The following is a 23030-nucleotide window of genomic DNA, read 5'->3' on the forward strand; positions in this document are numbered from 1 at the left end:
TCGCCGTCGCGGGCCGGGCGCGGGGAAGTGCCGGCTCGCGACGGGCGCACTAGGCGCACGGGCACTCCGGGTCGTGGCGGACGGCTCGGTGCACGCGCAGGATGGCGCGTAGGGCGGCCAGACTGGGCCTGTGCAGGCGGGTCCCGTCGCGGGTGGCGGTCCAGCCCGAGCGGTCGCGTTCGAACGACCATCCGGGGAACTCCCGCGTGGCCTCCTGGAGCAGGTGTTCCATGACGAAATCGGCACTCGGCGCTGTGGTCATGGACGCAGCGTGGCACTCCAGCGCCTGACGGTGACGAACTCCGGCGAAGGATCTCCCCGTTCGCAGTGACCGAACTCGGAGTTCGGGGTTCAGACCGTGATGTGGTGGCGCTCGGCGAGGTGGCGTACCTCGGGGGCCCACGACGGGCGGGCCCGCCGCGCCAGCGACCTGACCATCTCGCGCAGCAGCAGCTTGTGGTCGAGCTCCTCGGGGCTCTCCCGCTCGATGCGCAGCAGGTGGAGCAGGCTCGCGGCGTCGTCGCCGAGGTCCTCGCAGGCGCGGGCGACCTGGGCGAGATGGGTGGTGCGGCGCTCGATGGACGGGGTGCGGCGCAGGTCGATGTCGTCGGCGATGCGCAGCACGGCCTCGGGGCGGCCGATGTCGTTCTCGATGCTGGCCATGTGGATGGCGACGTTCGTGGGGCCGAAGAAGGCCAGGTCGTAGCCGCTTGAGGTGTCGTCGACCCGCTCGGCCAGCCGGGCGGCGGCGCCGCGCAGGCGCTCCTTGGCGGTGTCGTCGTCGCCCATGCGGGCCTCGCCGATGGCGGCGAGCAGGTGGAGCGCGCCGAGCGCCTTGGTGTGCCGCTCGTCGCCCTCGGCGAGGTGGGGTTCGAGGAGTTCGAGGCCGCGCCGGGCGACGTCGTACGCGATCTCGTGCATGTCGTCGGAGAGCATCGACTGCCCGAGGCTCCAGTACGCCCACGCCGTCATCAGCGGGTCCTCCGACTCCTCGGCGAAGCGCATCGCCCGGTCGGCGGCCAGGTGCGCGAGGTCCACCCTGCGCAGGTGCTTGAGCACACCTCGGGCCAGCAGATACGCGTCGGTCGCCACGCCGCAGGCCCGTGGCGTGCGCTCCAGGGCGAGGCTCTCGGCGTCGGTGATGATCGACGGCAGCGCGGCCATGAGGATGGAGTAGCGGTGCGTCGAGGCGAACCAGGCGTTGCGGGCGGCGGCCACCCGCTCGGCCAGCTGGTCGGCGTCGGGCGGCTCGATGTCGGGCGTCTGCGAGCGGCTGGTGAACAGGGCCCGCTCGATGTCGCCGATCTGCGGCCTGCTGGGCTCGTGCGAGTCGCGCGGGGTCTCGCCGAGCAGGACCGCGGTGCGGACGCCGAGCACTTTGGCGATCTCCCTGAGCAGGGGGAGCGAGGGGGTGCGCTTGCCGTGCTCGATCAGCTCGATGTGCCTGGGGGTGCAGCCGGACTGCGTGGCCAGCGCGGTGGTGCTCATGCCTCTTCGCTCGCGCTGGAGCCTGACCATGTGCCCGGTGCTGATTTCGGCCATGGGCGGGACGCCTCCTGGGTCGGTCGGAACATCCCAAAGGCTAGGGCTCCCGCTGTCCGGCCGTCCTGGTTTCCGCCCTGCTCAGAGGCCCTATCGGGGGGTGTGGAACGCGTGAAACGCTCGCGTTTTTCGGTCGGCGGAGGCGGCGCCCGCCGAGGGGCGCGAGGACCTCGCGGAGGGCGTCGGCCGCCTCGATGCGCTGCGGCTCTCTTCGTCGCCGGGCGTGCCGTCAAGTGTGCTGGGCAGTTGCTCCATCATGAGGTGGCGACGGTCGTCGCCGCCCTGGCCGACAATGCCCGCGCGGTGGTCGTGGCCTGATCACCGCCCCGGGCCCGGGGTGAGAGGGTGAGATGGCGAGTCTGACGGAGCGCGTGGCGGCGGCCAAGGCGCGGGGGCGCGGCAGGCTGAACGACTGGCGGGTGCGCCGGCCCGCGCTCGACCACCTCATCAGGGCGGTGCAGCGCTACCAGCTCCAGTCGGGCGACCGGCTGGCGGGCGCGGTCACCTACTTCGCGTTCCTGTCGTTCTTCCCGCTGGTGGCGCTCTCGTACGCGGTGCTCGGCTTCGTGGTGGCGACCAGCGAGACCACCAAGTACGCGCTCACCAAGGCCATCGAGGAACGCCTGCCCGGCATCTCCGACCAGCTCGACCTGACCGCCATCGCCACGGCCAAGGAGACCGCCGGCATCATCGGCCTGCTCGGCCTGCTCTACGCGGGTCTCGGGGCGCTCGACGCGCTGCGCGGCGCCCTGCGCGAGATGTACATGACCACCGTGCCGCCGCTCGGCTTCCTCGTCGGCAAGTTGCGCGACCTGGTCTCGCTGCTGCTGATCGGCGTGACCGCGATCTCGTCCGTGCTCGTCGCCGGGTTCGCCACCACGGCGACGAACAACGTCATGCACTTCCTGTTCGGCCAGGAGTCGGTGCTCGCCAACCTCGGCTTCCGCGCGGCGGGCGTGAGCGCCGGCGTGGGGGCCGACTGGCTGCTGTTCGTGATCCTGCTGGGCTGGGTGGCGCGGACCGGGCAGCCGTTCCGGGTGATCGCCAAGGGCGCGCTGCTGGGCGCGATCGGGTTCGGGGTGCTCAAGCAGATCGCGACGCTGCTGCTGGCCACCACGCTCGGCAACTCCGCCCTGTACGGCGTCTTCGCCGTCATCGTGGGTCTGCTGGTGTGGATGAACTTCTCGGCCAGGCTCGTGCTGTTCGTGGCCGCGTGGACGGCCACCGCGGGGTTCAGCCCGCCGCCCGCTCCGTCCCCCATTCCCGCCGTCGAGCAGGCTCAGGAGGAGGCGGAGCGGGCGCAGGCGTCAGAGACCTGAGCGGCCGCGCCTGCGGCGGATGCCGAACCCCAGCCAGATCAGCCCGAACAGCAGCCCGCCGCCGATCACGATCGAGCCGACCATCTTGGTGGAGTCGGTCTGCTTGGACGCGGCGGTGTCGAGCAGCGGCGGCTGCGCGGCCGGAGTGACGGACGCCCCGCCGGACGGAGCGGTCGTGGGAGTGGCTGTGGCGGCCGTGTGCGGGCCCGCGAGCGCGGTGGCGGGCAACGGGTCCACCAGGCGTCCCACGGGGGCCGCCTTGCCGCGTACGGAGAAGCCCCAGTCGAGCAGCTTGGACACCTCGTCCCAGAAGAAGCCCTCGTGCCGCATGATGCTCACCACGATCGTGTGGCCGCCCCTGGTGGCCGCGCCGACGAAGCTGGCGCGCGCCTTCGACGTCCAGCCGTTCTTGATGCCGATCATGCCGTCGTAGCGCCAGAGCAGCTTGTTGTGGTTGCTGATCTCGTAGTGGCCCTTGGGCGCCGGGAACTTCGCGGTCTTGGTGCTGATGTAGCGGCGGAAGTCGGGGTTGGCCAGGCCGGCGCGGGCGATGAGCGCCAGGTCGTACGCCGAGCTGCGCTGCCCCTTCTCGTCGAGGCCGCTCGGCGTCTTGGCCACCGTGTCGAACGCCTGCAGCCGCTTGGCCTCGGCGTTCATGTCGGCCATGGTCTTGGCCACGCCGCCGTTCGTCTCGGCCAGCGCCATCGCGGCGTCGTTGCCGGACGACATCATCAGCGCCCTGAACAGGTCCTCGATCTTGTACGACACCTTCGGTGACAGGCCGACCGCGCTGCCTTCCTGGTTGCACGCGTTCCTGCTGGGCTTGATCTTGCGGTTCTTGTCCAGCTTGGGGATCAGCGTGAGCGCGGTGAGCGTCTTCAGCGTGCTGGCCGGCAGGTAGTGCCCGTGGGCGTCCTTGGCCGCGAGCACCTGGCCCGTGTCGGCGTCCGCGATGACGTACGAAGTAGCCTTGCTCTTGGGCGGCTTCTTGACGCCTGCGGGGGCGACCAGGCCGCGGCTGCCCAGCGCCTCGCCGCCGACCGGCGTCGTCGGTTCGGCGTGCGCGGTCCCGCCGGTGAGCGCGACCGAGGCGATGAGTGCCGTGACCGGCACGAGTTTCGTCCACATGGCGGTCTCAGCGTAGCTCCGTGATAGTGCACATGTGGCGACACATCCCCCGAAGATCCACGTTCGATGCTAGAGAGGCACATGTGTCACGAAAGATCGCCGGATTCCTCATCATCCTAGGCGCATTCATGATCTTCGAGTGGGTGAACCTCGGGTTTAACTTGGCCGACGGCCACCCCACCGCGTTCTACGTGGTGCACGGCGTGCTGATCGCGGTGAACATCGTGCTCGGGGTCGTCCTGGGGGTGATCGGCTGGCGCGCGTTGCGCGGCGGGGGCAGCGGGATCAAGGGCCGCACAGGAGGCGGCGGGTGAGCGCGTGCAGCTCGTCGGCCTCCTCGCGGGAGTCGCCGATCGTGGTGAAGCCCAGCTTGCCGTGCTCGGGGATGGCCCCGAGCAGGTGGAACACGTTGCCGGTACGCCGCTCGGCGTCGAAGCCGACGCCCAGCCGGTCCGCCTTCCGCATCAGCTCGCCGGGCGTGCGCCCGCGCAGGCAGGCCGAGGCGCAGTTGTCGGTCGCGGTGTAGTACTTCGGCCGGTCGCCTGACATGAGGTGGCCGGTGGCCTGGTCGTACGTGGCGCCGGTCGTCAGGACGGCGGCGCCGTACGGGTGCGTGGTGCCCCCGATGCGCAGGTTGATCTCGCACAGCAGCGCCGCGTACCCGGCGTCGGCCTTGAGCGCGAAGAAGTCCATCCCGAACAGGCCCACCACGCCGCGCTCCGCGAGCACCTGCGCGATGCGGCCCGCCGACGCGCCCACCTCGGCGCGGTACTCCGGCGCGGCCGGGAACGTGCAGCCCTGGTAGACGTGGCCGTTCGGGCCGCCGAGCACCTGGTCGTGGGTGGCCAGCACCCTGGCGTGCCCGCCGGGCGTGATGCCGGCCAGCGCGCTCGGGTAGTACAGCGGCCGGTGCTCGATGAACTCCTCGACCACCGCACCCCGTTCCCTGATCTTCGCGGTGAAGCTGCCCCAGTCCTCGCCGTCGGCGGAGAAGCTGATCAGCGACCGGTCGGACCTGGTGACGATGGCGTTGCCGAGCCCCGAGTAGCCGTCGTTGAGCTTGACGATCACCCGGTCGCCCGGCAGGGCCTCGATGGCCTCCTCGATCTGGAGTGCCGTGCGCACGTCGCCGAAGCCCCGGGCCATCGGGACGCCCGCCTCATGTCCCACCTCTCTGGCCCCGCTCTTGGAGCCGTAATAGGAAAGGGACGTGGCGGGTCCGTAGAGGGGCACGCTGAGTAGCGACGCCAGCTCCTCCTCGAGCTCGCTCAGCACGAAGGGCACCAGCCAAGCGTCCCCGTCGATCGCCGCGCGCAGCTGCTCGATCACGTCGGGACGGTCGAGCACGCCCCTGGTCAACGGCTGGGACCAGGGGTCGTCGAGGCTGATCAGCGTCAGACGCTTGGCGGCGTCATCCGGATCGGGCAGGAAGCCGAAGTAGTAGTCGACGATCTCGGGATCGACCGGCGCGGAGGAGAGGTAGACCACTTTGACCCCGGGCTCCCGGAGCGTCAGGAGCAGGAAAAGCAGGCGCTCCTCGTAGGATCTGGCCCCCGTGATCCGGCGGAGCTCATCCTGCGGAAGGGAGAGCGAGGGCACGACCACCAGGGTCCCCTCGCCCGGCTCGAAGATGCTCAACCCAGCATACTTCTCCCCGAACGGGATATTAGTGATCATATAGCGAGTGAAACACGCAATCCCCCCGAAAACAGCAACCGCTGAAGTGTGATGACCATGACGGAAGGTGACAGGATTCGGAATCGCTGACCACGTTTGAACTGGCAGCATCGGGTCACGATCTACTGATCCCTTGTGACTATTTAGGGATCACCAGCGCCCGTACGGAACGTGACAACCTGCGATTTCGGACGTGCCGCGGGCCAACATTTGGGGTATCTGTCGGCGTGCAGGCGCGAGAGGGCGATAAAGTCGAAGCATCGCCATCAGGCACACGGCCGACCGCCGTGCTCCCTGGCTGCGGCGGCACTCGCGATCGATGGAATGCGAAGCCCGTGCTTGACGATCCGCGCACCGAATCCGGCGGGCCGATCTTTGGTTTCCGCCGCACACCGGCCGCTCAACCAGGTGGCCCCGGCGGCGATGGAGAGGTTTTTTGGAGCGCATGAGCCGTGCAGCCCAGCAGTCCGCTGGGAGCGCATGGCATCGGACGGGACGGTGACATATGCGGGGACGTGAGCTTCGAGGCGAACTCGACGCGTTCCTGGCGGAGACCGAGCAGGATCTCGTGGCATTCCGCCGCGACCTCCACATGCATCCTGAGCTGGCCTTCGCCGAATATCGCACGACACAGCGCATCGCCGAGCGGCTCACCGCCGCCGGCCTCAGCCCCTCGGTGCTGCCCAAGGGCACCGGGCTGATCTGCGACGTCGGCAGCGGCGACGGCCCGACCATCGCCCTGCGCGCCGACATCGACGCGCTGCCGCTGCAGGACGAGAAGGACGTGCCCTACCGCTCGACCGTGGCGGGCGCCTGCCACGCCTGCGGCCACGACGTGCACACCACGGTCCTGCTCGGCACCTCGCTCTTCCTGGCCCAGCAGGCCGCCGCCGGGTCGCTGCCCGGCCGCGTACGCCTGATCTTCCAGCCCGCCGAAGAGCTGCCCGGCGGCGCGCTCGAGGTCATGGCCCACGGCGGCATCAGCGGCGTCGACCGCATCTTCGGCCTCCACTGCGACCCGCGCGTCGACGTCGGCCAGTTCGGCCTCAGGACCGGCCCCATCACCTCCGCCTGCGACAAGATCGCCGTGCGGGTGTCCGGGCCTGGCGGCCACACCGCCCGCCCCCACCTGACCGCCGACCTCGTCTTCGCGCTGGCCAAGATCCTCACCGAGCTGCCCGCCGCGCTGTCGCGCCGCGTCGACCCGCGCTCCTCGCTCAGCCTCGTCTGGGGCAAGGTGGTGGCCGGCACCGCGGCCAACGCCATCCCCGACGACGGGGTCGCCGAGGGCACCGTGCGCTGCCTCGACGAAGACGCCTGGCACGCCGCGCCCGACCTCATCAAGTCGCTGCTCGAGTCCGTCGCCGGCGCCTACGGCGTCGAGGCCACCCTCGACTACACCCGCGGGGTGCCGCCCGTCGTCAACGACGAGCTCAGCGTCGAGATGCTGTCCGCCGCCGCCGAGCAGGCCCTCGGGGCCGGGGCCGTCGTCCCCACCCAGCAGTCACTCGGGGGCGAGGACTTCGGCTGGTACCTCGAGTCGATCCCGGGCGCCTTCGCCCGGCTCGGCACGCGGTCGCCTGACGGGGTGACGTACGACATCCACCAGGGGACGTTCGACGTGGACGAGAAGGCGATCGCGATGGGGGTGCGGGTGATGGCCACCACAGCCCTGACCTCGCTGTGGGAGGTCGGCCCTCTCGACTCGATCACCAACGCCATGGCCTGACCACCCCTGCTGGGAAAGGACCCCGCCGCACTCCGGCCGGGGTCCTTTCGGGTGTTGGGGGCCGCCGTACTTCGGCCGGGGTCCTTTCGGGTGTGAGGAGAGGGACCCCGCCGTACTTGGGCTGGGGTCCTTTCGGGTGTGAGGAGAGGGACCCCGCCGTACTTGGGCTGGGGTTCTTTCGGGTGTTGGGGGGTGGGGGTTCCGCCGTGCTTCGGCTGCGGTCCTTTGGGTGTTGGGGTGGGATTCCGCCGCACTTTTGCCGGGTCCCTTGGGGACTCCACCCTCCACCCCGCCTTGGGGACCCTCGCCGAAGTGCGGCGGGGGTCCTGCGGGTGCTTCGGCTGGGGTCCCTCCGTGGGGCTCCGCGCCCCGTCCCACCCCCTTGAGGACCCCCGCCGAAGTGTGGCGGAGGTCCTGCCCGTCTTCGGCGGGGGACTCTTTGGGGCTTGGCACCCACCCCCTTAAGGCCCCCGCCGAAGTGCGGCGGGGTTTCCCCTCCTACGGGAGGCGGCCCAGGGTTATGGGGAGGTTGAGTTTGCTGTGGGAGGGGGCGATGGTGATCTTGGTGCCCACCGGGTAGCGGAGGGTGTAGTCGTAGTCGGTCGAGATGACGACCAGGCCCAGGCGGTGACCCTTCTTGAAGGTGTAGTCCGTGGGCTGGAAGTCCCAGGTGAAGTCGTAGTCCTTGCCCGGGCGGAGCGTGTCGGTGCGGTCGGGGCGGTGGCGGTTGCGGGTGTCCAGCCAGCCTCTTGTGACGATCTTGTACGGGGTCACGGAGGTGCCCAGGGTGCGGAGGACCGTGCAGCCGGTGTCGCCGGGGACGCCCTGCCCGTAGCAGTAGTTTTCGCCGGTTGAGAGCAGGCTGCCGTTCGGGCGGGTGTCGGTGCCGTAGTCGACCAGCAAAGCGGTCAGGTACGGGGAGGCGCCGTCCTTGAAGGAGGCGCGGACCTTCACCGTCGGGGTGCCGGAGATGCGGACGTCCGTGGGGAGGGTGGGGGTGGTGTAGGCGAGGCGGTTCGGGTCCTGGCCGGTGGCCTCGACCAGTTGCTCGGCCGTTCTCGTCTTCTGGTCGGTGAAGGTCTCCTTGGCCGCGCGGGGGCGGGGGAGCAAGCCGAGGGAGGAGCCGGGGCCGGGGTGCAGGGGGACGGTCACGGTGCCGGGGAGCGGCCAGGAGCGGTGCTGTTCCCACTGCCCGGCGGCCGCCTCGACGTCGGCCTGCGGCTCGCGCATGATGCCGGTGTCGATGCCGTGCAGCCAGTAGTCGAACCAGCCGTGCAGCTGGCGCAGCCATTCGACGGTACGCAGGCTGAACGGGTTCATGTGGGTGCCCTGGTGCAGCCAGATCTTGCGCGGCACCTTCTGCTTGGCCAGCGCGTACCACCACTGGGCGAACTGCTTGGTCTTGACGTTCCAGTCGTTGAGCCCGTGCACGACGAACACGCTGGCCTTGACCTTGCGTACGCCGTTCATGTAGTTGCGGACGTCCCAGAAGGCGCTGTAGTCGCCGGTGATCCGGTCCTGCTCGGCGGCGATGTCGTCGATGACGGCGCCGCAAGCCTCCTGGCCGTTCTCTCTGGTCAGGACGTACTTGGCGAGCACGTCGAGGTCCTCGCCCTGGAAGCCGCCGGGGGCCAGGACGCCGCCGTTGGCGCGGTAGTAGTCGTACCAGCTGGAGATGGCGGCGATGGGGACGATCGTCTTCAGGCCCTCGACGCCGGTGGCGGCGACGGCGTTGGGCAGCGTGCCGTTGTACGAGACGCCGATCATGCCGACCTTGCCGGTGGACCAGGTGGCGTCGACGGGGTTGCCGGCGGCGTCGAAGCCCTTGGCGCGCCCGTTGAGCCAGTCGATGGCGGCCTTCGGCCCGGCCGTCTCGTTGCGGTCGCCGGAGGTGGGGCAGCCGGTGGCGCGGGCGCTGCCGACGTTCTCGACCAGGGCGATGGCGTAGCCGCGGGGCAGGAAGTAGTTGTCGTAGTAGCCGTCGAACGGCCCGGCGTCCTGGCGGGCGCTGAGCGCGGTGAGCGCGGGCAGCGGGTTGCCGTGTTCGTCCACGTCCACGGGGTGGTTGGCGACGTCGTTGCCGGGGGCGTAGTACGGGCTCGCCTCCATGATGACCGGGACCTTGAGCCCGTGGTCGGTCTCCTTGGGCCGGAGGATGTCCACGGCCACCCGGTCCGGTTTGCCGTCGTTGTCGCTGTCGGTGCCCTTGACCTCGACGAACACCGTCTGCTGGATGGCGTCCGCCCGGGAGAAGACGGGCTGGGTCGCGTTGTTCTCGATCTTGATCGCGGGGGTGTCGGCCGAGGCGGGCGTCGTGCCGGTCACTGTGCCGGTCAGGGTGGCCACGAGTAACGCGGCCAGCGGCACGGCGAGCCTCCTGCGGGCCTTACGAGAATGCATGCGGGCTCCGATGAGAGTTTTCGACCTTCGCTGGGAATCTCCGTCACGATGAGCTCTGGGGCAAGGGGTGTCCGTGGGGCGAAGTTGGGGAAATCTTTCCGGATGTCGTACGGTGTGCCTGCTTCGTGCCGGATTCAGGTCCCAGGTCACGGACGCGAGTGATGTCGATAACGGAGCGGTTGCGACCCTGTGCGCCGGTTTGGTTGTCCCTGGTCAAGCAACTATCTTCCGTGCAGGTGCCGTTCGTTTCTTCGCGCCTGCGATGAGATTCGGCGGCGGGGAAATGGAAGGAGTCGCCTTGCTCGGCAAGCGATTCAACAAGCTGATGCTCGGCCCGGTCGCCGGCGTCATGCTCATGGCAGCGGCCGCCTGTGGTGGCGGCGGCGGTGGGGGAACCACGGCCAGCGAGGAGCCGACAGGGGGCACGAGTTCCGCGGCGGGCACCGGCTCGCTGAAGGTCGGCCTCGCGTTCGACGTCGGCGGGCGTGGTGACAAGTCCTTCAACGACGCGGCCTACACCGGCCTCGAGAGGGCGAAGACGGAGCTGGGCGCGGAGATCAAGGAGCTGAGCCCCTCCGCCGACGGCTCCAACCGCGGTGACCTGCTGCGTCAGCTCGCGGACGCCGGCTACAACCCGATCATCGGGGTCGGCTTCGCCTACGCCGAAGACGTCAAGAAGACCGCCGAGGAATACCCCGACCTGCAGTTCGCGGTCGTCGACTCCGCCTCCAACGCGCCCAACGTGACCGGCCTGCTGTTCGCCGAGGAGCAGGGCTCGTACCTGGCGGGCGTCGCCGCGGCGACCAAGTCCGAGAGCGGCCACGTCGGCTTCGTCGGCGGCGTCGAGTCCGACCTGATCAAGAAGTTCGAGGCGGGCTTCGTGGCCGGCGTGAAGTCGGTCAAGTCGGACGCCAAGATCGACGTCACCTACCTCACCCCTGACGGCGACTTCAGCGGCTTCAAGGCCCCCGACAAGGGCAAGGTCGCGGCCGAGAAGATGTACCAGGACGGCGCCGACATCGTCTACCACGCCTCCGGCGACTCCGGCCTCGGCGTGTTCCAGGCGGCCGCCGCGGCCGGCAAGAAGGCCATCGGCGTCGACTCCGACCAGCGGCAGACGGTCAAGGAGACCGACCTGCAGTCGGTGATCATGACCTCGATGCTCAAGCGCGTCGACGTCGGCGTGTTCGAGTTCATCAAGGCTTTCCAGGGCGGCGCCAAGGGCGGCACGAACGTGACGTACGACCTCAAGGTCGACGGTGTCGGCCTGTCCACCACGGGCGGCGAGATCGACGACATCAAGGACAAGCTCGACGCTGCCAAGAAGGACATCGTCGACGGCAAGATCACGGTTCCTGCCAAGCCGTAATCGGGGTACGAGGGACAGCTGAGGGCCCGGAGTCCGTAAACTTCGGGCCTTCTGTCTATGTCGCCCACCCGCTCTAGGAGAGGCGAAATGAGTGCTGACACCCTGGCCACGGCGCGACCCGCCGTAGAGCTGGAGGGCATCACCAAGCGTTTCCCCGGTGTCGTCGCGAACCACGACATCCGCATCACCGTCCAGCCCGGCACGGTGCACGCCATCGTAGGGGAGAACGGCGCGGGCAAGTCCACCCTGATGAAGATCCTCTACGGCATGCAGAAGCCGGACGAGGGCACGATCAAGGTCAACGGCACGGAGGTCAGCTTCCGTACGCCGAGCGACGCCATCGACGTCGGGATCGGCATGGTGCACCAGCACTTCATGCTCGCCGACAACTTCACGGTGCTGGAGAACATCGTCCTCGGCGCCGAGCCGAAGCGGGCCGGCCGGCTCGACACCGCCTCGGCCCGCAGGCGCATCACCGAGCTGGCCGCCACCCACGGCCTGCGGGTCGACCCCGACAAGCTGGTGGAGGACCTCGGCGTCGGCGACCGCCAGCGCGTCGAGATCCTCAAAGTGCTCTACCGCGGAGCCCGCATCCTCATCCTCGACGAGCCGACCGCCGTGCTCGTGCCGCAGGAGGTGGACGAGCTCTTCCAGAACCTGCGCGAGCTCAAGGCCGAGGGCCTGACGGTCATCTTCATCTCCCACAAGCTCGACGAGGTGCTCGGCATCGCCGACGCGATCACCGTCATCCGCCGCGGCACCACCGTGGCCAGCGTCGATCCCCGCGAGGTGACCGCGCGCCAGCTCGCCGAGCTGATGGTGGGCAGCGAGCTGCCCACGCCGGAGACCCGCGAGTCCACCGTGACCGACACGGTCGCGCTGCAGGTCTCCCACCTCACCGTGGAGGCCGACGGGCACCACCCCGCCCCCAAGGGCGTAGCGGCCGGTGAGTACGCCGCCAGGCTGCGCGACGAGGGCAAGCGGCTGCTGCTCGACGACGTGTCGTTCCAGGTGCGCAAGGGCGAGATCCTGGGCATCGCCGGCGTCGAGGGCAACGGCCAGTCGGAGCTGATCGAGGCCATCATGGGCATCAGGGCCGCGCACGGCCTGGTCGAGCTCGACGGCAGCGACATCAGCTCCTGGTCCACGCTGCGCCGCCGCGAGGCCGGCATCGGCTACATCCCCGAGGACCGCCACCGCCAGGGCCTGCTCCTGGAGGCGTCGCTGTGGGAGAACCGGGTGCTCGGCCACCAGACGAGGAAGCCCGCCCGCAAGGGTGTCTGGGTGGACAGGAAGGCGTCCAAGGCCGACACCCAGCGCATCATCGACGCGTACGACGTGCGTACCCCAGGCGTGGACACGATGGCCCTGGCCCTGTCCGGCGGCAACCAGCAGAAGCTGATCGTGGGCCGGGAGATGAGCGGCGAGCCCGTCTTCCTCATCGCCGCGCACCCCACGCGCGGCGTGGACGTCGGCGCCCAGGCCGCGATCTGGGACCACCTCCGCGACGCCCGCGCGGCCGGCCTCGCCGTGCTGCTCATCTCCGCCGACCTCGACGAGCTGATCGGTCTGTCCGACACGCTCCAGGTCATCTACCGGGGCCGGCTCGTCGCCGGGCTCGACCCCCGCGAGATCACGCCCGAACAGCTGGGCGGTTACATGACCGGCGCCATCGCCGGAAACGAGGAGACGTGATGCCCGCCGGGCTCAACCGGGCACTGCTCACCGTCGCCGGCGCCGCCATCGCCGTCGTGCTGGCGATCGCCATCTGCAGCGTGGCCATCGTGGTCGCGGGCGGCAGCCCGCTCGACGCGCTGGTCGCCTTCTTCGACTTCGGCAACAGCGCGCGGGCGGAGTCCAACTCCGTCGCGACCTTCCTCAACCGGGCCGTGCCGCTGTTCATCGCCGGTCTCGCGGTCGCCGTCGGCTTCCGCATGAACCTCTTCAACATCGGCGTCGAGGGTCAGTACCGCATCGCCGCGATCTGCGCGGCGTTCGTGGGCTCCACCTTCACCGCGCCCGCCCCCATCCAGATCGCGGTCATCATCCTCGTGGCGGCCGCCGTCGGCGGCCTGTACGCGCTCATCCCCGCCGTCATGAAGGTGACCAGGGGCGTGAACGAGGTCATCTCCACGATCATGCTCAACTACATCGCGATCGCGCTGTCGGCGTACCTGCTGCGCGAGCCGTTCGCGGGTGAGCGGGCGGAGGGCCAGCTCAACACGACCACGCCGCCGCTGCCCGACTCGGGCATGTTCCCCGACCTGAACTTCGTCTTCGAGTGGTTCGGCATGCTGCCGCCCACCCGCAACGGCGGCCTGTGGGGCTTCCTGCTCGTGGCCGTCGTGCTCGGCGTGGTCATCTGGGTCGTGCTGGAGCGCACCAGGTTCGGCTTCAACGTCAAGGCCAGCGGGCTCAACGGCCCGGCCGCCCAGGCATCCGGCGTCAACCCCAAGAAGATGATCATTGCTGCCATGGTGCTGTCGGGCGGCATCGCCGGGCTCATCGGCCTGCCGGAGATCCTCGGCGACCGGGGCGCCTACACCAACAACTTCACCGCCGGCCTGGGCTTCCTCGGCATCGCGGTGGCGCTGCTCGGCAGGAACAAGCCCGTCGGCATCGCGTTCGCCGCGCTGCTGTTCGCCTTCCTCGACCGGGCGCAGGGCGCGCTGCAGTTCGCCGACATCCCCGCCTCCGTCGTCACCATCATCCAGGGCGCGATCGTGCTGCTCGTCGTCGTGGCCAACGAGGTGACCAACCGCATCGCGCTGAGGATCGAAGAACGGCGAGCGGCCCAGCAGCTCGGCAGGAACACTCCCGTTGAGGTGGCAGCATGACCAGGGTCCGCAAATACCACCTCGCGCTGATCGGCGTCGCCGCGCTCATCGTGGTGGTGTCGCTGGTCCGCGTGCTGACCGGCTTCGACGACCTCACCTCGTCCGGCACCGTCGGCGCCGCGCTCATCCTCGCCGTGCCGATCGCCCTGGCCGGTCTCGGCGGCCTGTGGGCCGAGCGGGCCGGCGTGGTCAACATCGGCCTCGAAGGCATGATGGTGCTCGGCACGTGGTTCGCCGGCTGGGCCGGATACCAGTGGGGTCCGTGGGCCGCGCTGGCCGCCGGGCTGATCGGCGGCGCGCTCGGCGGGCTCCTGCACGCCATCGCGACCGTGACGTTCGGCGTCGACCACATCATCAGCGGCGTCGCCATCAACCTGCTCGGTCCCGGCATCACCCGCTTCCTGTCAGAGGTGCTCTACAAGGAGGGCACGCCCGCCGCCGAGGCGGGCGCGGGCATCACCAGCTCGCCCGCGGTCAGCGGGGACACGCCCACGATCAGCCTGCCGCTGCTGTCCTCGGGGCCCGACCTGCTCGGCAAGCTGGAGAGCACCCACTGGTTCCTCGTGGCCGACGTCGCGGGCGTGCTGCGCGGGCTCACCCACCAGATGAACCTGCTGGTGGTCCTGGCCGTGCTGCTGCTGCCGCTGACGTTCTTCGTGCTCTGGCACACCGCCTTCGGCCTGCGGCTGCGCTCGGCCGGTGAGAACCCGTGGGCCGCCGAGTCGCTGGGCGTCAACGTCTATCGGATCAAGTACGTCGCCGTGGTGCTCTCCGGTGCCTTCGCCGGGCTCGGCGGCGTGTTCCTGGTCTTCGTCTCCGACAAGTACGTCGAGGGCCAGACCCAGGGCCGCGGCTTCATCGGCCTCGCCGCCATGATCTTCGGCAACTGGCGTCCCGGCGGCCTGGCCGCGGGCTCCGCCCTGTTCGGCTACGCCAACGGCCTGCAGCTGCGCAGCGCCCAGACCGTCACCACGTTCTTCCTGTTCGGCGCGGTGCTGCTGCTGGCCTACCTCGTCCTGCAGGTCCACCGCCTGACCGCGCCCGACCGGCCCGCCGAGCTGGCCGCGCCGGGCGTCAGGCAGTATGTGGTGATGGCAGGGGCCGTCGTGGGCGCGGCCGTGCTGTTCTGGCTCTGGCTGGTCATCGACGAGCTGCCGAACGACTTCGTCTTCATCACGCCACACGTGCTCACGCTGCTCGTGCTCCTGATCGCCTCCCAGCGGCTGCGGATGCCCAAGGCGGACGGCGTGAGCTATCGCCGGGGGGAACAACATTGAACATCGACTGGGACGGCCTGCGCGACGAGGCCGCAGAGGCCATGCGGCACGCGTACGCGCCGTACTCGAAATTCCCCGTGGGGGCGGCTGCGCTGGTCGACGACGGCCGGATCGTCACCGGCTGCAACGTCGAGAACGCCTCCTACGGCGTGGGCCTGTGCGCCGAGTGCGGCCTGGTCTCGGCGCTGCAGCGCTCGGGCGGCGGCCGGCTGGTCGCCTTCACCTGCGTGGACGGCCACGGTGAGCTGCTGATGCCGTGCGGGCGCTGCCGCCAGCTCCTCTACGAGTTCGGCGGCGAGGACCTGCTCGTCGAGACCGAGGACGGGCCCAAGCGCATGGCCGAGATCCTGCCGTACGCGTTCGGCCCGCAGGACCTCAGCAGGAGCTCCTGATGGACGCCATCGAGGTCATCAGGGCCAAGCGGGACCGGCGCGAGCTGACCACGGCGCAGATCGACTGGGTCATCGACGCGTACACGCGCGGCGAGGTGGCCGACGAGCAGATGTCGGCCCTGGCCATGGCGATCCTGCTGAACGGCATGGACCGCCGCGAGATCGCCGACTGGACCCTGGCCATGATCCGCTCGGGCGAGCGCATGGACTGGTCGGCGCTCGACCGGCCCACCGCCGACAAGCACTCGACCGGCGGGGTCGGCGACAAGATCACGCTGCCGCTGGCGCCGCTGGTGGCGGCCTGCGGGGCGTACGTGCCGCAGCTGTCCGGGCGCGGGCTCGGCCACACCGGCGGCACGCTCGACAAGCTGGAGTCGATCCCCGGCTGGCGGGCCTCGCTGTCCAACGCGGAGATGCTGGACGTGCTGCGCGCCGCCGGCGCCGTCGTCTGCGCGGCGGGCTCCGGCCTCGCCCCCGCCGACAAGAAGCTGTACGCCCTGCGCGACGTCACCGGCACCGTCGAGTCGATCCCGCTCATAGCCTCGTCGATCATGTCGAAGAAGATCGCTGAAGGCACCGGGTCGCTCGTCCTCGACGTCAAGGTCGGCTCGGGGGCGTTCATGAAGACCGTCCACGACGCCAGGGAACTGGCCGAGACCATGGTCGCGCTCGGCACCGACGCGGGCGTGCGCACGGTCGCCCTGCTCACCGCCATGGACCGGCCGCTCGGGCGGGCCGTGGGCAACGCGCTGGAAGTCGCCGAGTCGGTCGAGGTGCTGTCGGGCGGCGGGCCGGCCGACGTGGTCGAGCTCACCGTACGGCTGGCCCGCGAGATGCTGGAGGCCGCCGGGATCACCGGGGCCAAGGACCCGGCCAAGGCGCTGGAGGACGGCTCCGCCATGGACGTGTGGCGGCGGATGATCTCCGCCCAGGGCGGCGACCCCGACGCGCTGCTGCCGCAGGCGGCCGAGACCATGACGGTCGAGGTGCCCGCCTCCGGCGTGCTGACCAGGCTCGACGCGTACGCGGTGGGCCTGGCCGCCTGGCGGCTGGGCGCGGGAAGGGCGCGCAAGGAGGACCCGGTGTCGTTCGGCGCGGGCGTCGTCCTGCACGCCAAGCCGGGCGACCTGGTACGCCAGGGGCAGCCCCTCATGACCCTGCACGCCGACGAGACCGGGCGCTTCGAGCGCGCTCTCGCGGCGCTGGAGGGCGCGTACGAGGTGGGCGAGGTGGCCGGGCCGCAGCTGCCGCTCGTCATCGACCGCATCACCGTCTGAAGACCGACGGCCAAGGGGCGCCCCCGAGTGCCCCTTGGTCACCCCACGACCCACCGGCGTCCGGTGGGTCGTGCGTCACGAGCGCCGGGGCGCGAGGGACAGCCTGGTCCTGGTGAGCAGCGCCACCAGGGTCGCGAGCAGGGGCAGCCCCACCACGACGGCGGCCAGGAACGGCCACGGCAGGGCGAGCGTGGCCGGGTCGCCGGAGCCCTGCGACGTCATCGGCCGGCTGAGCGCCACGCCCGTCACCCCTCCCGCCGCCAGCCCGATCAGCGCGCCGAGACCGGCGATGTAGAGCGCCTGCCAGGCCACGACCATGCGCAACGTCCTCGGCGGGGCGCCGATCGCCATCATCGTCGAGCGCTCGGGCCGCATGTCGGCGGCTGCCAGGCCGGTGGCGGCCAGCGTGCCGCCGACGACCAGCACCAGGGCGCCCACGAGCCAGCCGCCCAGCCCGGTGCTCGGCAGGTGCCGGTAGCCGTCCTCCATGGCGACCGTCACGCGGGAGGTCACCTTGTGCAGGTCGCCGGACAGCGTGTCCGGCGGCCGGTGCATGGCGTAGAGCTGGCGTTCCAGGGTCGTGAAACCGGCCTGTTCGACCAGGCCGCGCGGCAGCAGCGCCCCGCCCTGGTGCTCGTCGGCGGGGGTGGCCGTCACCGCGGGCACCTCGAAGGTGCGCGGCGGGCCCGACGTCGAGCCGGCCCGCAGCCGGAGCTTGCCGTCGCGCACCGCGGCCGGGTCGAACACCACGGCCTTGCCGCTGGCCAGCGCCGCGGCTGCCCGCGGGTCGTGGCGTCCCTGCAGGAGGGTGAGCAGGGGCTGGTCGCCGACGGCCACCGTACGGCGGGTGCGCGTGCCGTTCCAGCGCACCGAATAGCGCAGGGCGTAGCGGCGGCCTTGGGCGTCCTGCACCTGGTAGCCCGAGGCGAGCGGCACTCCTGGGAGCCCTCGTACCGCCTCGGCGCGCAGCCTGGTCCAGGTCCTGTCGCTCATCACGCCGCCCCAGACGGCCAGTGTGCCGGTCGGGCGCGCCGAGGTGTAGGCGCGTTGCTGGTCGACGTACTCGCTCTGCGCGCTGATGCCCACGGCGACGACCGTGGCCGTGACCGCCGTGACGGCCGCCACCGCGCTCGCCGTCCTGGAGCGGTGGCGCACCGCGTCGCGGACGGCCACCCGCAGCGACAGCGGCAAGCGGCCGGCCACGTGCCCGGTCAGGCCGATCAGCCACGGTGTCAGCACCACCAGGCCGATCATGATCAGCAGCGCGGCGGTCCACACCGTCGCCGGGTCCTGCTGGCGGCGGGCCAGTACGGTCGCCACCAGCCCGGCCAGCACCAGCACGCCCCCGGCCAGGGGCCAGCCGCGCCGGATGGTCACGGCGGGCGGGCGGCCTGCCAGCACGCTCACGGTGTCCTGCCGGGCCGCCTGCACGGCGGGCACCAGCGCCGCCACGATCCCGGAGACCAGGCCCAGCACGGCGACGCCGAGCACCGTGAGCCACGGCACGTCCAGCGGGCCGACCTGCCCGCCCCAGTGCGCCCCGATCTCGGCGGCCAGCCCTCCCGCGCCGACGCCCAGCGCCGCCGCCACCAGCGTGGCCGTGCCGCCGAGCACCAGGCCGTCGGCCAGCACGATCAGCCGCAGGTGCCCGGCCGAGCCGCCCTGCGCGGCGATCTCGGCCAGCTCCCGCCGCCGTCGCCGCAGCCCGACCGCGAAGGCGGGGCCGGCCAGCAGCACGGTCTCCAGCACGAGCATGATCACCATGGCGCCGAGCGCGACCGTCTGCGGCAGGCCGCGCACAGCCGTCCTGTCGGGCACGTTCACGAGCATGTCGCGGGAGGTGACGTGGATGCCGGCGGTGTTCAGCGCGGCCACGTCCGTCCAGGTGACCGGGCCGGGGGTGTCGACGAGCCAGGCGGCGCCGTACTCGGTCCGGTAGTTGATCATCTTCGACCGCACCACCGGGAGGTCGGGCCCGACGACCTGCCGCAGCGTCGGCCGGTACGGGTGCTCGACCATGCCCACCACCTTCAGCGGCGCCGCGCCGGTCGGCCGCAGGAGGTCGCCGGGCCGCAGGCCGGTGGCGGGGGTCACCGCGACCTCGCCCGGCCCGGCGGGCAGCCTGCCCTCGGCCGGTGTCAGCATGCCCTTGGTGAGGGGGTCGCGCAGGTCGGTCTCCAGCGCGTCGATCCGCCCGGTGCTCAGCTCGATCTCGCCGGCGTTGCAGGGGATGGCCCGGGTGCCCGGCGCGAGCAGCGCCGCCACCTCGGCGGCACTGCGCTCGGGGATGACCCCCTTGTCGCCGTCTCCTTGCCAGACCGTGCCGCGCGGCTCCTGGTGAATCCTCGTGCCTTCGGGGAACTGCACGAGGCGGGCGTCGGCCGTGCCCAGCTCGGTCTCCACCATCTCCAGCCCGGAGACGCTCCGGGTGGCGAACCACGTGGCGACCCCCGTGATCACCAGGACGGGCAGTGCGATCATCACCATGATGAGCGCGCTTCGGCCCTTGGCCCGCCACGCGCTGCGGCGGGAGATGCGCAGCGCGGCGCGCATCGCGCTCATCGAGCGCTCTCCAGCGGCACGTCCGTGGACTCGGTGAGCATCCCGTCACGCAGGAACACCACCCGATCGGCCCAGCCGGCGTACCGCGGCTCGTGGGTGACGAGCAGCACTGCGGCCCCCGCGTCGCAGCGTGCCCGTAACGTGCGCAGGATCTCGTCGCCGGTACGCGTGTCGAGGGCGCCGGTCGGCTCGTCGGCCAGCAGCAACCGCCGCTCACCGATCAGCGCGCGGGCGATCGCGACCTGCTGGCGCTGGCCGCCGGACAGCTCCTCGGGGAAGCGGCCGGCCAGATCAGCCCCGTCGACCTCCGCCAGGGCGGCCATGGCCTCCTCGCGGGCCCGGCCTGAGCGCACGCCGTCGAGCTCGCGGGGCAGCATCACGTTCTCCGCCGCCGTCAGCGACGGGATCAGGTTGAGGTCCTGGAAGACGTAGCCGACGCTGCGTCGCCGCAGCGCCGCCAGGTCACGTACGGTGGCGAGGTCCTGCCCGTCGAGGTGCACCGTCCCCGACGTGGGCCGGTCGAGGCCGCCCGCGAGGTTGAGCAGGGTCGACTTGCCGGACCCCGACGGGCCCATGACCGCGACCAGTTCCCCCAGCCCCACCTCGAGGCGCACGCCTTTCAGCGCGTGCACGGCCGCCGCCCCTTCACCGTGCACCCTGGCCACATCGGCCAGTTGTACGAACGTCATCGCTCCTCCATCGACCGACATGCGTACTAAGTATGCATACTCGGTATGCACGCCTCAAGCGGAATGCACGAGCCTGAGGGAAGACATGACGAATGCCCGCCTTCGCAAGGAAGGCGGGGAGTGCGGGGTGCGGAGGTCAGCTCGTGAGGGCGGGGGCTTCGCTGAAGATCTCGGCGAGGACGGCGCGATGGGTGGGCACGGCCTCGGCGTGGCGGGCGCGGCCCTGGTCGGTGATGCGGACGTAGACCCCGCGCCGGTCGTCGCGGCACACGTCGCGTGAGACGAGCGCGGCCTTCTCCAGGCGGCCCACCACCCGCGACAGCGCGCTCTGGCTCAGGTGGACCTCGTCGCACAGCTCCTGGATGCGCAGCTTGCGGTCGTGATGGACGATCCGGTCGAGCACTTCGAACTCGCTGGGTCCCAGCCCGTGCCGGGCGCCCAGCTCGCGCTCCAGCGCGCACATCGTCTTGGCGTGCTTGGCCAGGACGTAGTGCCAGGTCTCGACCACGTCGTCCGCGTCCATGTCGCGGAGGTTACCACCAGCCCAACTCTCATGCAACGGCATTAAATGCGCTTGCATTAGATGCGGGTGCATGTATTGTTCTGGCTCATGACTTCTCCTTCTTCGCGCTGGGCCGCTTTGGCCGTGCTCTGCGCAGTGATCTTTCTTGACGCGCTTGACGTCTCGATGGTGGGTGTCGCGCTGCCCGCCATCCAGCACGACCTGGGGTTGACCACGTCCTCGCTGCAGTGGGTGGTCAGCGGCTACGTGCTCGGCTACGGCGGGCTGCTGCTGCTCGGCGGCAGGACCGCCGACCTGCTCGGGCGGCGCAGGGTGTTCCTGGTGGCTTTGGGCGTCTTCGCCGTGGCGTCGTTGCTGGGCGGCGTGGTGGACGACGGCGGGTTGCTGATCGCCGCGCGGTTCGTGAAGGGCGTGGCCGCCGCGTTCACCGCCCCGGCCGCCTTGTCGATCATCACGACCACGTTTCCCGAGGGCCCGCAGCGCAACAAGGCGCTGAGTTTCTTCACCGCCTCGGGCGCGAGCGGCTACTCGCTCGGCCTGGTGCTGTCGGGGTTGCTGACCGAGATCGGCTGGCGGTGGACGTTGCTGATGCCGGTGCCCGTCGCGGTCATCGCGCTGATCGCCGCGCTGAAGGTGCTGCCGCGCGGCCGTGAGGAGCGGGCCGAGGGCGGCCACGACCTCGTCGGCGCCGTGACGATCACCGGATCCATGTTGCTGCTGGTCTTCACGGTCGTGCAGGCTCCCGAGGCCGGATGGGCGTCCGTGCGGACGATCGGCTCGCTCGCCGGGGTGGCCGCGCTGCTCGGGCTGTTCGTGTTCACCGAGCTGAAGGTGCGCCACCCGCTGGTGCGGCTGGGCATCCTGCGCTCCGGGCACATCGTGCGGGCCAACCTCGGGCTGGTCATCCTCATGGGCTCGTACGTGGCCTTCCAGTTCGTGGCCATGCAGTACTTCCAGAACCTGCTGGGCTGGTCGGCACTCGGCACCGCGATGGCGTTCCTGCCCGCCGGCGTGCTGGTCGCGCTCACCTCGACCAAGATGGGCGACTTCGCCGACAGGTTCGGCACCGGCAAGCTCATCGTGGTCGGCGCGGCGGCGCTGGCCGGCGGCTACGCGATCTTCCTCGGCATCGACCGCACCCCCAGCCTGGGCGGCATGGTGATCCCCGGCATGGTCCTGCTGGGCATCGCGTTCGCGCTGTCGTTCCCCGCGCTCAACATCCAGGCCACCAACGGCGTGGACGACGACGAGCAGGGCCTCGCCTCCGGCCTGCTGAACACCTCAGGGCAGGTGGGCGGCGCGATCGTGCTGGCCGTGGTGACCGCCGTGCTCACCTCGGGCGGCGGCGAGACGCTCTCGATCGGCTCGCTGCGCGCGGCGATCGTGGTGTCGCTGGTGCTGGCGCTGGTCGGGCTGGCGATCTCGGCGACGGGGCTGCGGGCGCGCAAGGCGGTCCCGGCGGCGGAGCCGGTGCGGACCTACGAAACGGTGTAATCTTCGCAGATTGCTCAGTGGCCTGGCTTTGCGTCAGAGAAGTTAATTCTCTGCTAACAGCGCCCGAATGTGACGTCGTGTCCGTTCCTGTCATATTACGATCCCTGTGATCATTCACAGGGGGAGAGTGCATCGGTGGCCGACGCGTTCGAGGCGACGATCGAGGAGATGGCGCGGGAGATCGACCAGCAGGTCGCCCGGCTGCGGGAGACGTACGCGGAGTACAACGCCGTAGAGCGTACCTCGCGCTCGAAGGACGGCATGGTCAGCGTCACCGTCGGCCCCAACGGGCGGCTGCGCGGCATCGAGCTGAATCCGCGCGTCTACCGCAGCCTGTCGCCGTCCGAGCTGGCCGAGGCCATCATGCGGCAGGCCGAGGCGGCGGCGGGCGAGGTCGCCGAGCAGAGCAGGACGCTGATGGAGCCGCTCATGCCGGACCCCGAGCTCCTCGACGGGGTTTTCGGACAGGGGCTCGACGCGTTCCTCCCCGGCCCGCGGAAGGGTTCCCGGTGAGCGACGGATTCACCGTACGCGCGGCGGCGCTGCGCAGGCACAGCGGCGTCTACCAGGAGCTGAAGAGCAACGCCGAGGAGGCGAGAACCGCCCTGCGCGCCGCCTTCGACCTGGACAGGAAGACGCTCGGCGACGACATGTACGGCGCCGAGCTGACCAAGAAGCTGCCCGGCATGGAGCAGGCCATCGAGGACGCCTTCAAGGACCTCCTGGACGACCTCGACGACCTCACCACCGGCCTGCACGTCTCCAGCCGCAACTACGAGGCCGCCGACCAGCCGCCCGCCCGCCACGACTGAGCG

20 protein-coding genes are annotated in these 23030 nt (G+C 70.7%); 12 read left to right on the forward strand and 8 right to left on the reverse strand.

Annotated elements, in window-relative coordinates:
- Positions 1–49 precede the first annotated feature (49 nt).
- Together AB0K28_RS04190 and AB0K28_RS04195 are read right to left on the reverse strand one after the other, a co-directional pair.
- Positions 50–262 carry a hypothetical protein gene (locus tag AB0K28_RS04190; RefSeq protein WP_345396064.1) on the reverse strand — a complete coding sequence of 71 codons (213 nt, stop codon included), beginning with the start codon at positions 260–262 and terminating at the stop codon, positions 50–52.
- Between the two features lie 89 nt (positions 263–351).
- The gene (locus AB0K28_RS04195) at positions 352–1542 is read right to left on the reverse strand and encodes a helix-turn-helix transcriptional regulator (RefSeq protein WP_364364879.1); all 1191 of its coding nucleotides are present in this window, start codon (positions 1540–1542) and stop codon (positions 352–354) included.
- Positions 1543–1892: 350 nt separating this feature from the next.
- On the opposite strand from AB0K28_RS04195, the gene AB0K28_RS04200 reads away from it, so the two are divergent.
- A complete protein-coding gene (locus AB0K28_RS04200; protein WP_364364882.1) occupies positions 1893–2861 on the forward strand; it encodes a YihY/virulence factor BrkB family protein in 969 nt (322 codons plus the stop codon).
- On the opposite strand, the gene AB0K28_RS04205 is transcribed toward AB0K28_RS04200, so the two are convergent.
- Entirely contained in the window at positions 2850–3989 is a 1140-nt protein-coding gene (locus tag AB0K28_RS04205) for a D-alanyl-D-alanine carboxypeptidase (protein WP_345396073.1), read from the reverse strand. The genes AB0K28_RS04200 and AB0K28_RS04205 overlap by 12 nt on opposite strands.
- A 128-nt stretch (positions 3990–4117) precedes the next feature.
- Between AB0K28_RS04205 and AB0K28_RS04210 the strand changes: the two genes are divergently transcribed.
- Positions 4118–4303 (forward strand): hypothetical protein, encoded by a 186-nt coding sequence (locus tag AB0K28_RS04210; protein WP_364364885.1) that lies wholly within the window; start codon positions 4118–4120, stop codon positions 4301–4303.
- Here AB0K28_RS04210 and AB0K28_RS04215 read toward each other — a convergent pair.
- Positions 4275–5627: a peptide ligase PGM1-related protein gene (locus tag AB0K28_RS04215; RefSeq protein ID WP_364364887.1), complete on the reverse strand. Its 1353-nt coding sequence runs from the start codon at positions 5625–5627 to the stop codon at positions 4275–4277. The genes AB0K28_RS04210 and AB0K28_RS04215 overlap by 29 nt on opposite strands.
- A gap of 544 nt (positions 5628–6171) precedes the next feature.
- Here AB0K28_RS04215 and AB0K28_RS04220 point away from each other — a divergent pair.
- Positions 6172–7395: a M20 family metallopeptidase gene (locus tag AB0K28_RS04220; protein ID WP_364364890.1), complete on the forward strand. Its 1224-nt coding sequence runs from the start codon at positions 6172–6174 to the stop codon at positions 7393–7395.
- 498 nt (positions 7396–7893) lie between these two features.
- On the opposite strand, the gene AB0K28_RS04225 is transcribed toward AB0K28_RS04220, so the two are convergent.
- Positions 7894–9795 (reverse strand): Xaa-Pro dipeptidyl-peptidase, encoded by a 1902-nt coding sequence (locus AB0K28_RS04225; protein ID WP_364364893.1) that lies wholly within the window; start codon positions 9793–9795, stop codon positions 7894–7896.
- 298 nt (positions 9796–10093) lie between these two features.
- Here AB0K28_RS04225 and AB0K28_RS04230 point away from each other — a divergent pair, with 298 nt between their 5' ends.
- The 6 genes from AB0K28_RS04230 (at position 10094) to AB0K28_RS04255 (ending at position 16947) form a co-directional block, all read left to right on the forward strand.
- The gene (locus AB0K28_RS04230) at positions 10094–11164 is read left to right on the forward strand and encodes a BMP family ABC transporter substrate-binding protein (RefSeq protein ID WP_364364896.1); all 1071 of its coding nucleotides are present in this window, start codon (positions 10094–10096) and stop codon (positions 11162–11164) included.
- Positions 11165–11251: 87 nt separating this feature from the next.
- On the forward strand, positions 11252–12859 hold the full coding sequence (locus AB0K28_RS04235) for an ABC transporter ATP-binding protein (protein ID WP_364364899.1): 1608 nt from the start codon (positions 11252–11254) through the stop codon (positions 12857–12859).
- A complete protein-coding gene (locus tag AB0K28_RS04240) occupies positions 12859–14001 on the forward strand; it encodes an ABC transporter permease (RefSeq protein WP_364364902.1) in 1143 nt (380 codons plus the stop codon). The genes AB0K28_RS04235 and AB0K28_RS04240 overlap by 1 nt, the downstream gene beginning before the upstream one ends.
- Complete coding sequence (locus AB0K28_RS04245) at positions 13998–15278, forward strand: ABC transporter permease (protein WP_345396091.1); 1281 nt, start codon at positions 13998–14000, stop codon at positions 15276–15278. Before AB0K28_RS04240 ends, AB0K28_RS04245 begins: the two co-directional genes overlap by 4 nt.
- A complete protein-coding gene (locus AB0K28_RS04250; RefSeq protein ID WP_345396094.1) occupies positions 15275–15670 on the forward strand; it encodes a cytidine deaminase in 396 nt (131 codons plus the stop codon). The genes AB0K28_RS04245 and AB0K28_RS04250 overlap by 4 nt, the downstream gene beginning before the upstream one ends.
- Positions 15670–16947, forward strand: coding sequence for a thymidine phosphorylase (locus AB0K28_RS04255; protein ID WP_345396097.1), 1278 nt, complete (start codon positions 15670–15672; stop codon positions 16945–16947). Before AB0K28_RS04250 ends, AB0K28_RS04255 begins: the two co-directional genes overlap by 1 nt.
- A 75-nt stretch (positions 16948–17022) precedes the next feature.
- On the opposite strand, the gene AB0K28_RS04260 is transcribed toward AB0K28_RS04255, so the two are convergent.
- The 3 genes from AB0K28_RS04260 to AB0K28_RS04270 all read right to left on the reverse strand — a co-directional run bounded on the left by AB0K28_RS04260 (position 17023) and on the right by AB0K28_RS04270 (position 20721).
- Positions 17023–19509 (reverse strand): FtsX-like permease family protein, encoded by a 2487-nt coding sequence (locus AB0K28_RS04260; RefSeq protein ID WP_364364907.1) that lies wholly within the window; start codon positions 19507–19509, stop codon positions 17023–17025.
- Positions 19506–20198, reverse strand: a complete 693-nt coding sequence (locus tag AB0K28_RS04265; RefSeq protein WP_364364910.1) for an ABC transporter ATP-binding protein — start codon at positions 20196–20198, stop codon at positions 19506–19508. The genes AB0K28_RS04260 and AB0K28_RS04265 overlap by 4 nt, the downstream gene beginning before the upstream one ends.
- 136 nt (positions 20199–20334) lie before the next feature.
- Positions 20335–20721, reverse strand: a complete 387-nt coding sequence (locus AB0K28_RS04270; protein WP_364364913.1) for a MarR family transcriptional regulator — start codon at positions 20719–20721, stop codon at positions 20335–20337.
- A 135-nt stretch (positions 20722–20856) separates the two neighbouring features.
- On the opposite strand from AB0K28_RS04270, the gene AB0K28_RS04275 reads away from it, so the two are divergent.
- The 3 genes from AB0K28_RS04275 to AB0K28_RS04285 all read left to right on the forward strand — a co-directional run bounded on the left by AB0K28_RS04275 (position 20857) and on the right by AB0K28_RS04285 (position 23027).
- Positions 20857–22215, forward strand: coding sequence for an MFS transporter (locus tag AB0K28_RS04275; RefSeq protein ID WP_345396106.1), 1359 nt, complete (start codon positions 20857–20859; stop codon positions 22213–22215).
- Between the two features lie 135 nt (positions 22216–22350).
- Positions 22351–22728 (forward strand): YbaB/EbfC family nucleoid-associated protein, encoded by a 378-nt coding sequence (locus tag AB0K28_RS04280; RefSeq protein WP_364364916.1) that lies wholly within the window; start codon positions 22351–22353, stop codon positions 22726–22728.
- Complete coding sequence (locus AB0K28_RS04285) at positions 22725–23027, forward strand: type VII secretion target (RefSeq protein WP_364364919.1); 303 nt, start codon at positions 22725–22727, stop codon at positions 23025–23027. Before AB0K28_RS04280 ends, AB0K28_RS04285 begins: the two co-directional genes overlap by 4 nt.
- Positions 23028–23030 lie beyond the last annotated feature (3 nt).

It is taken from the genome of Nonomuraea sp. NPDC049504, from assembly GCF_040676845.1.
Lineage (GTDB): Bacteria > Actinomycetota > Actinomycetes > Streptosporangiales > Streptosporangiaceae > Nonomuraea > Nonomuraea salmonea.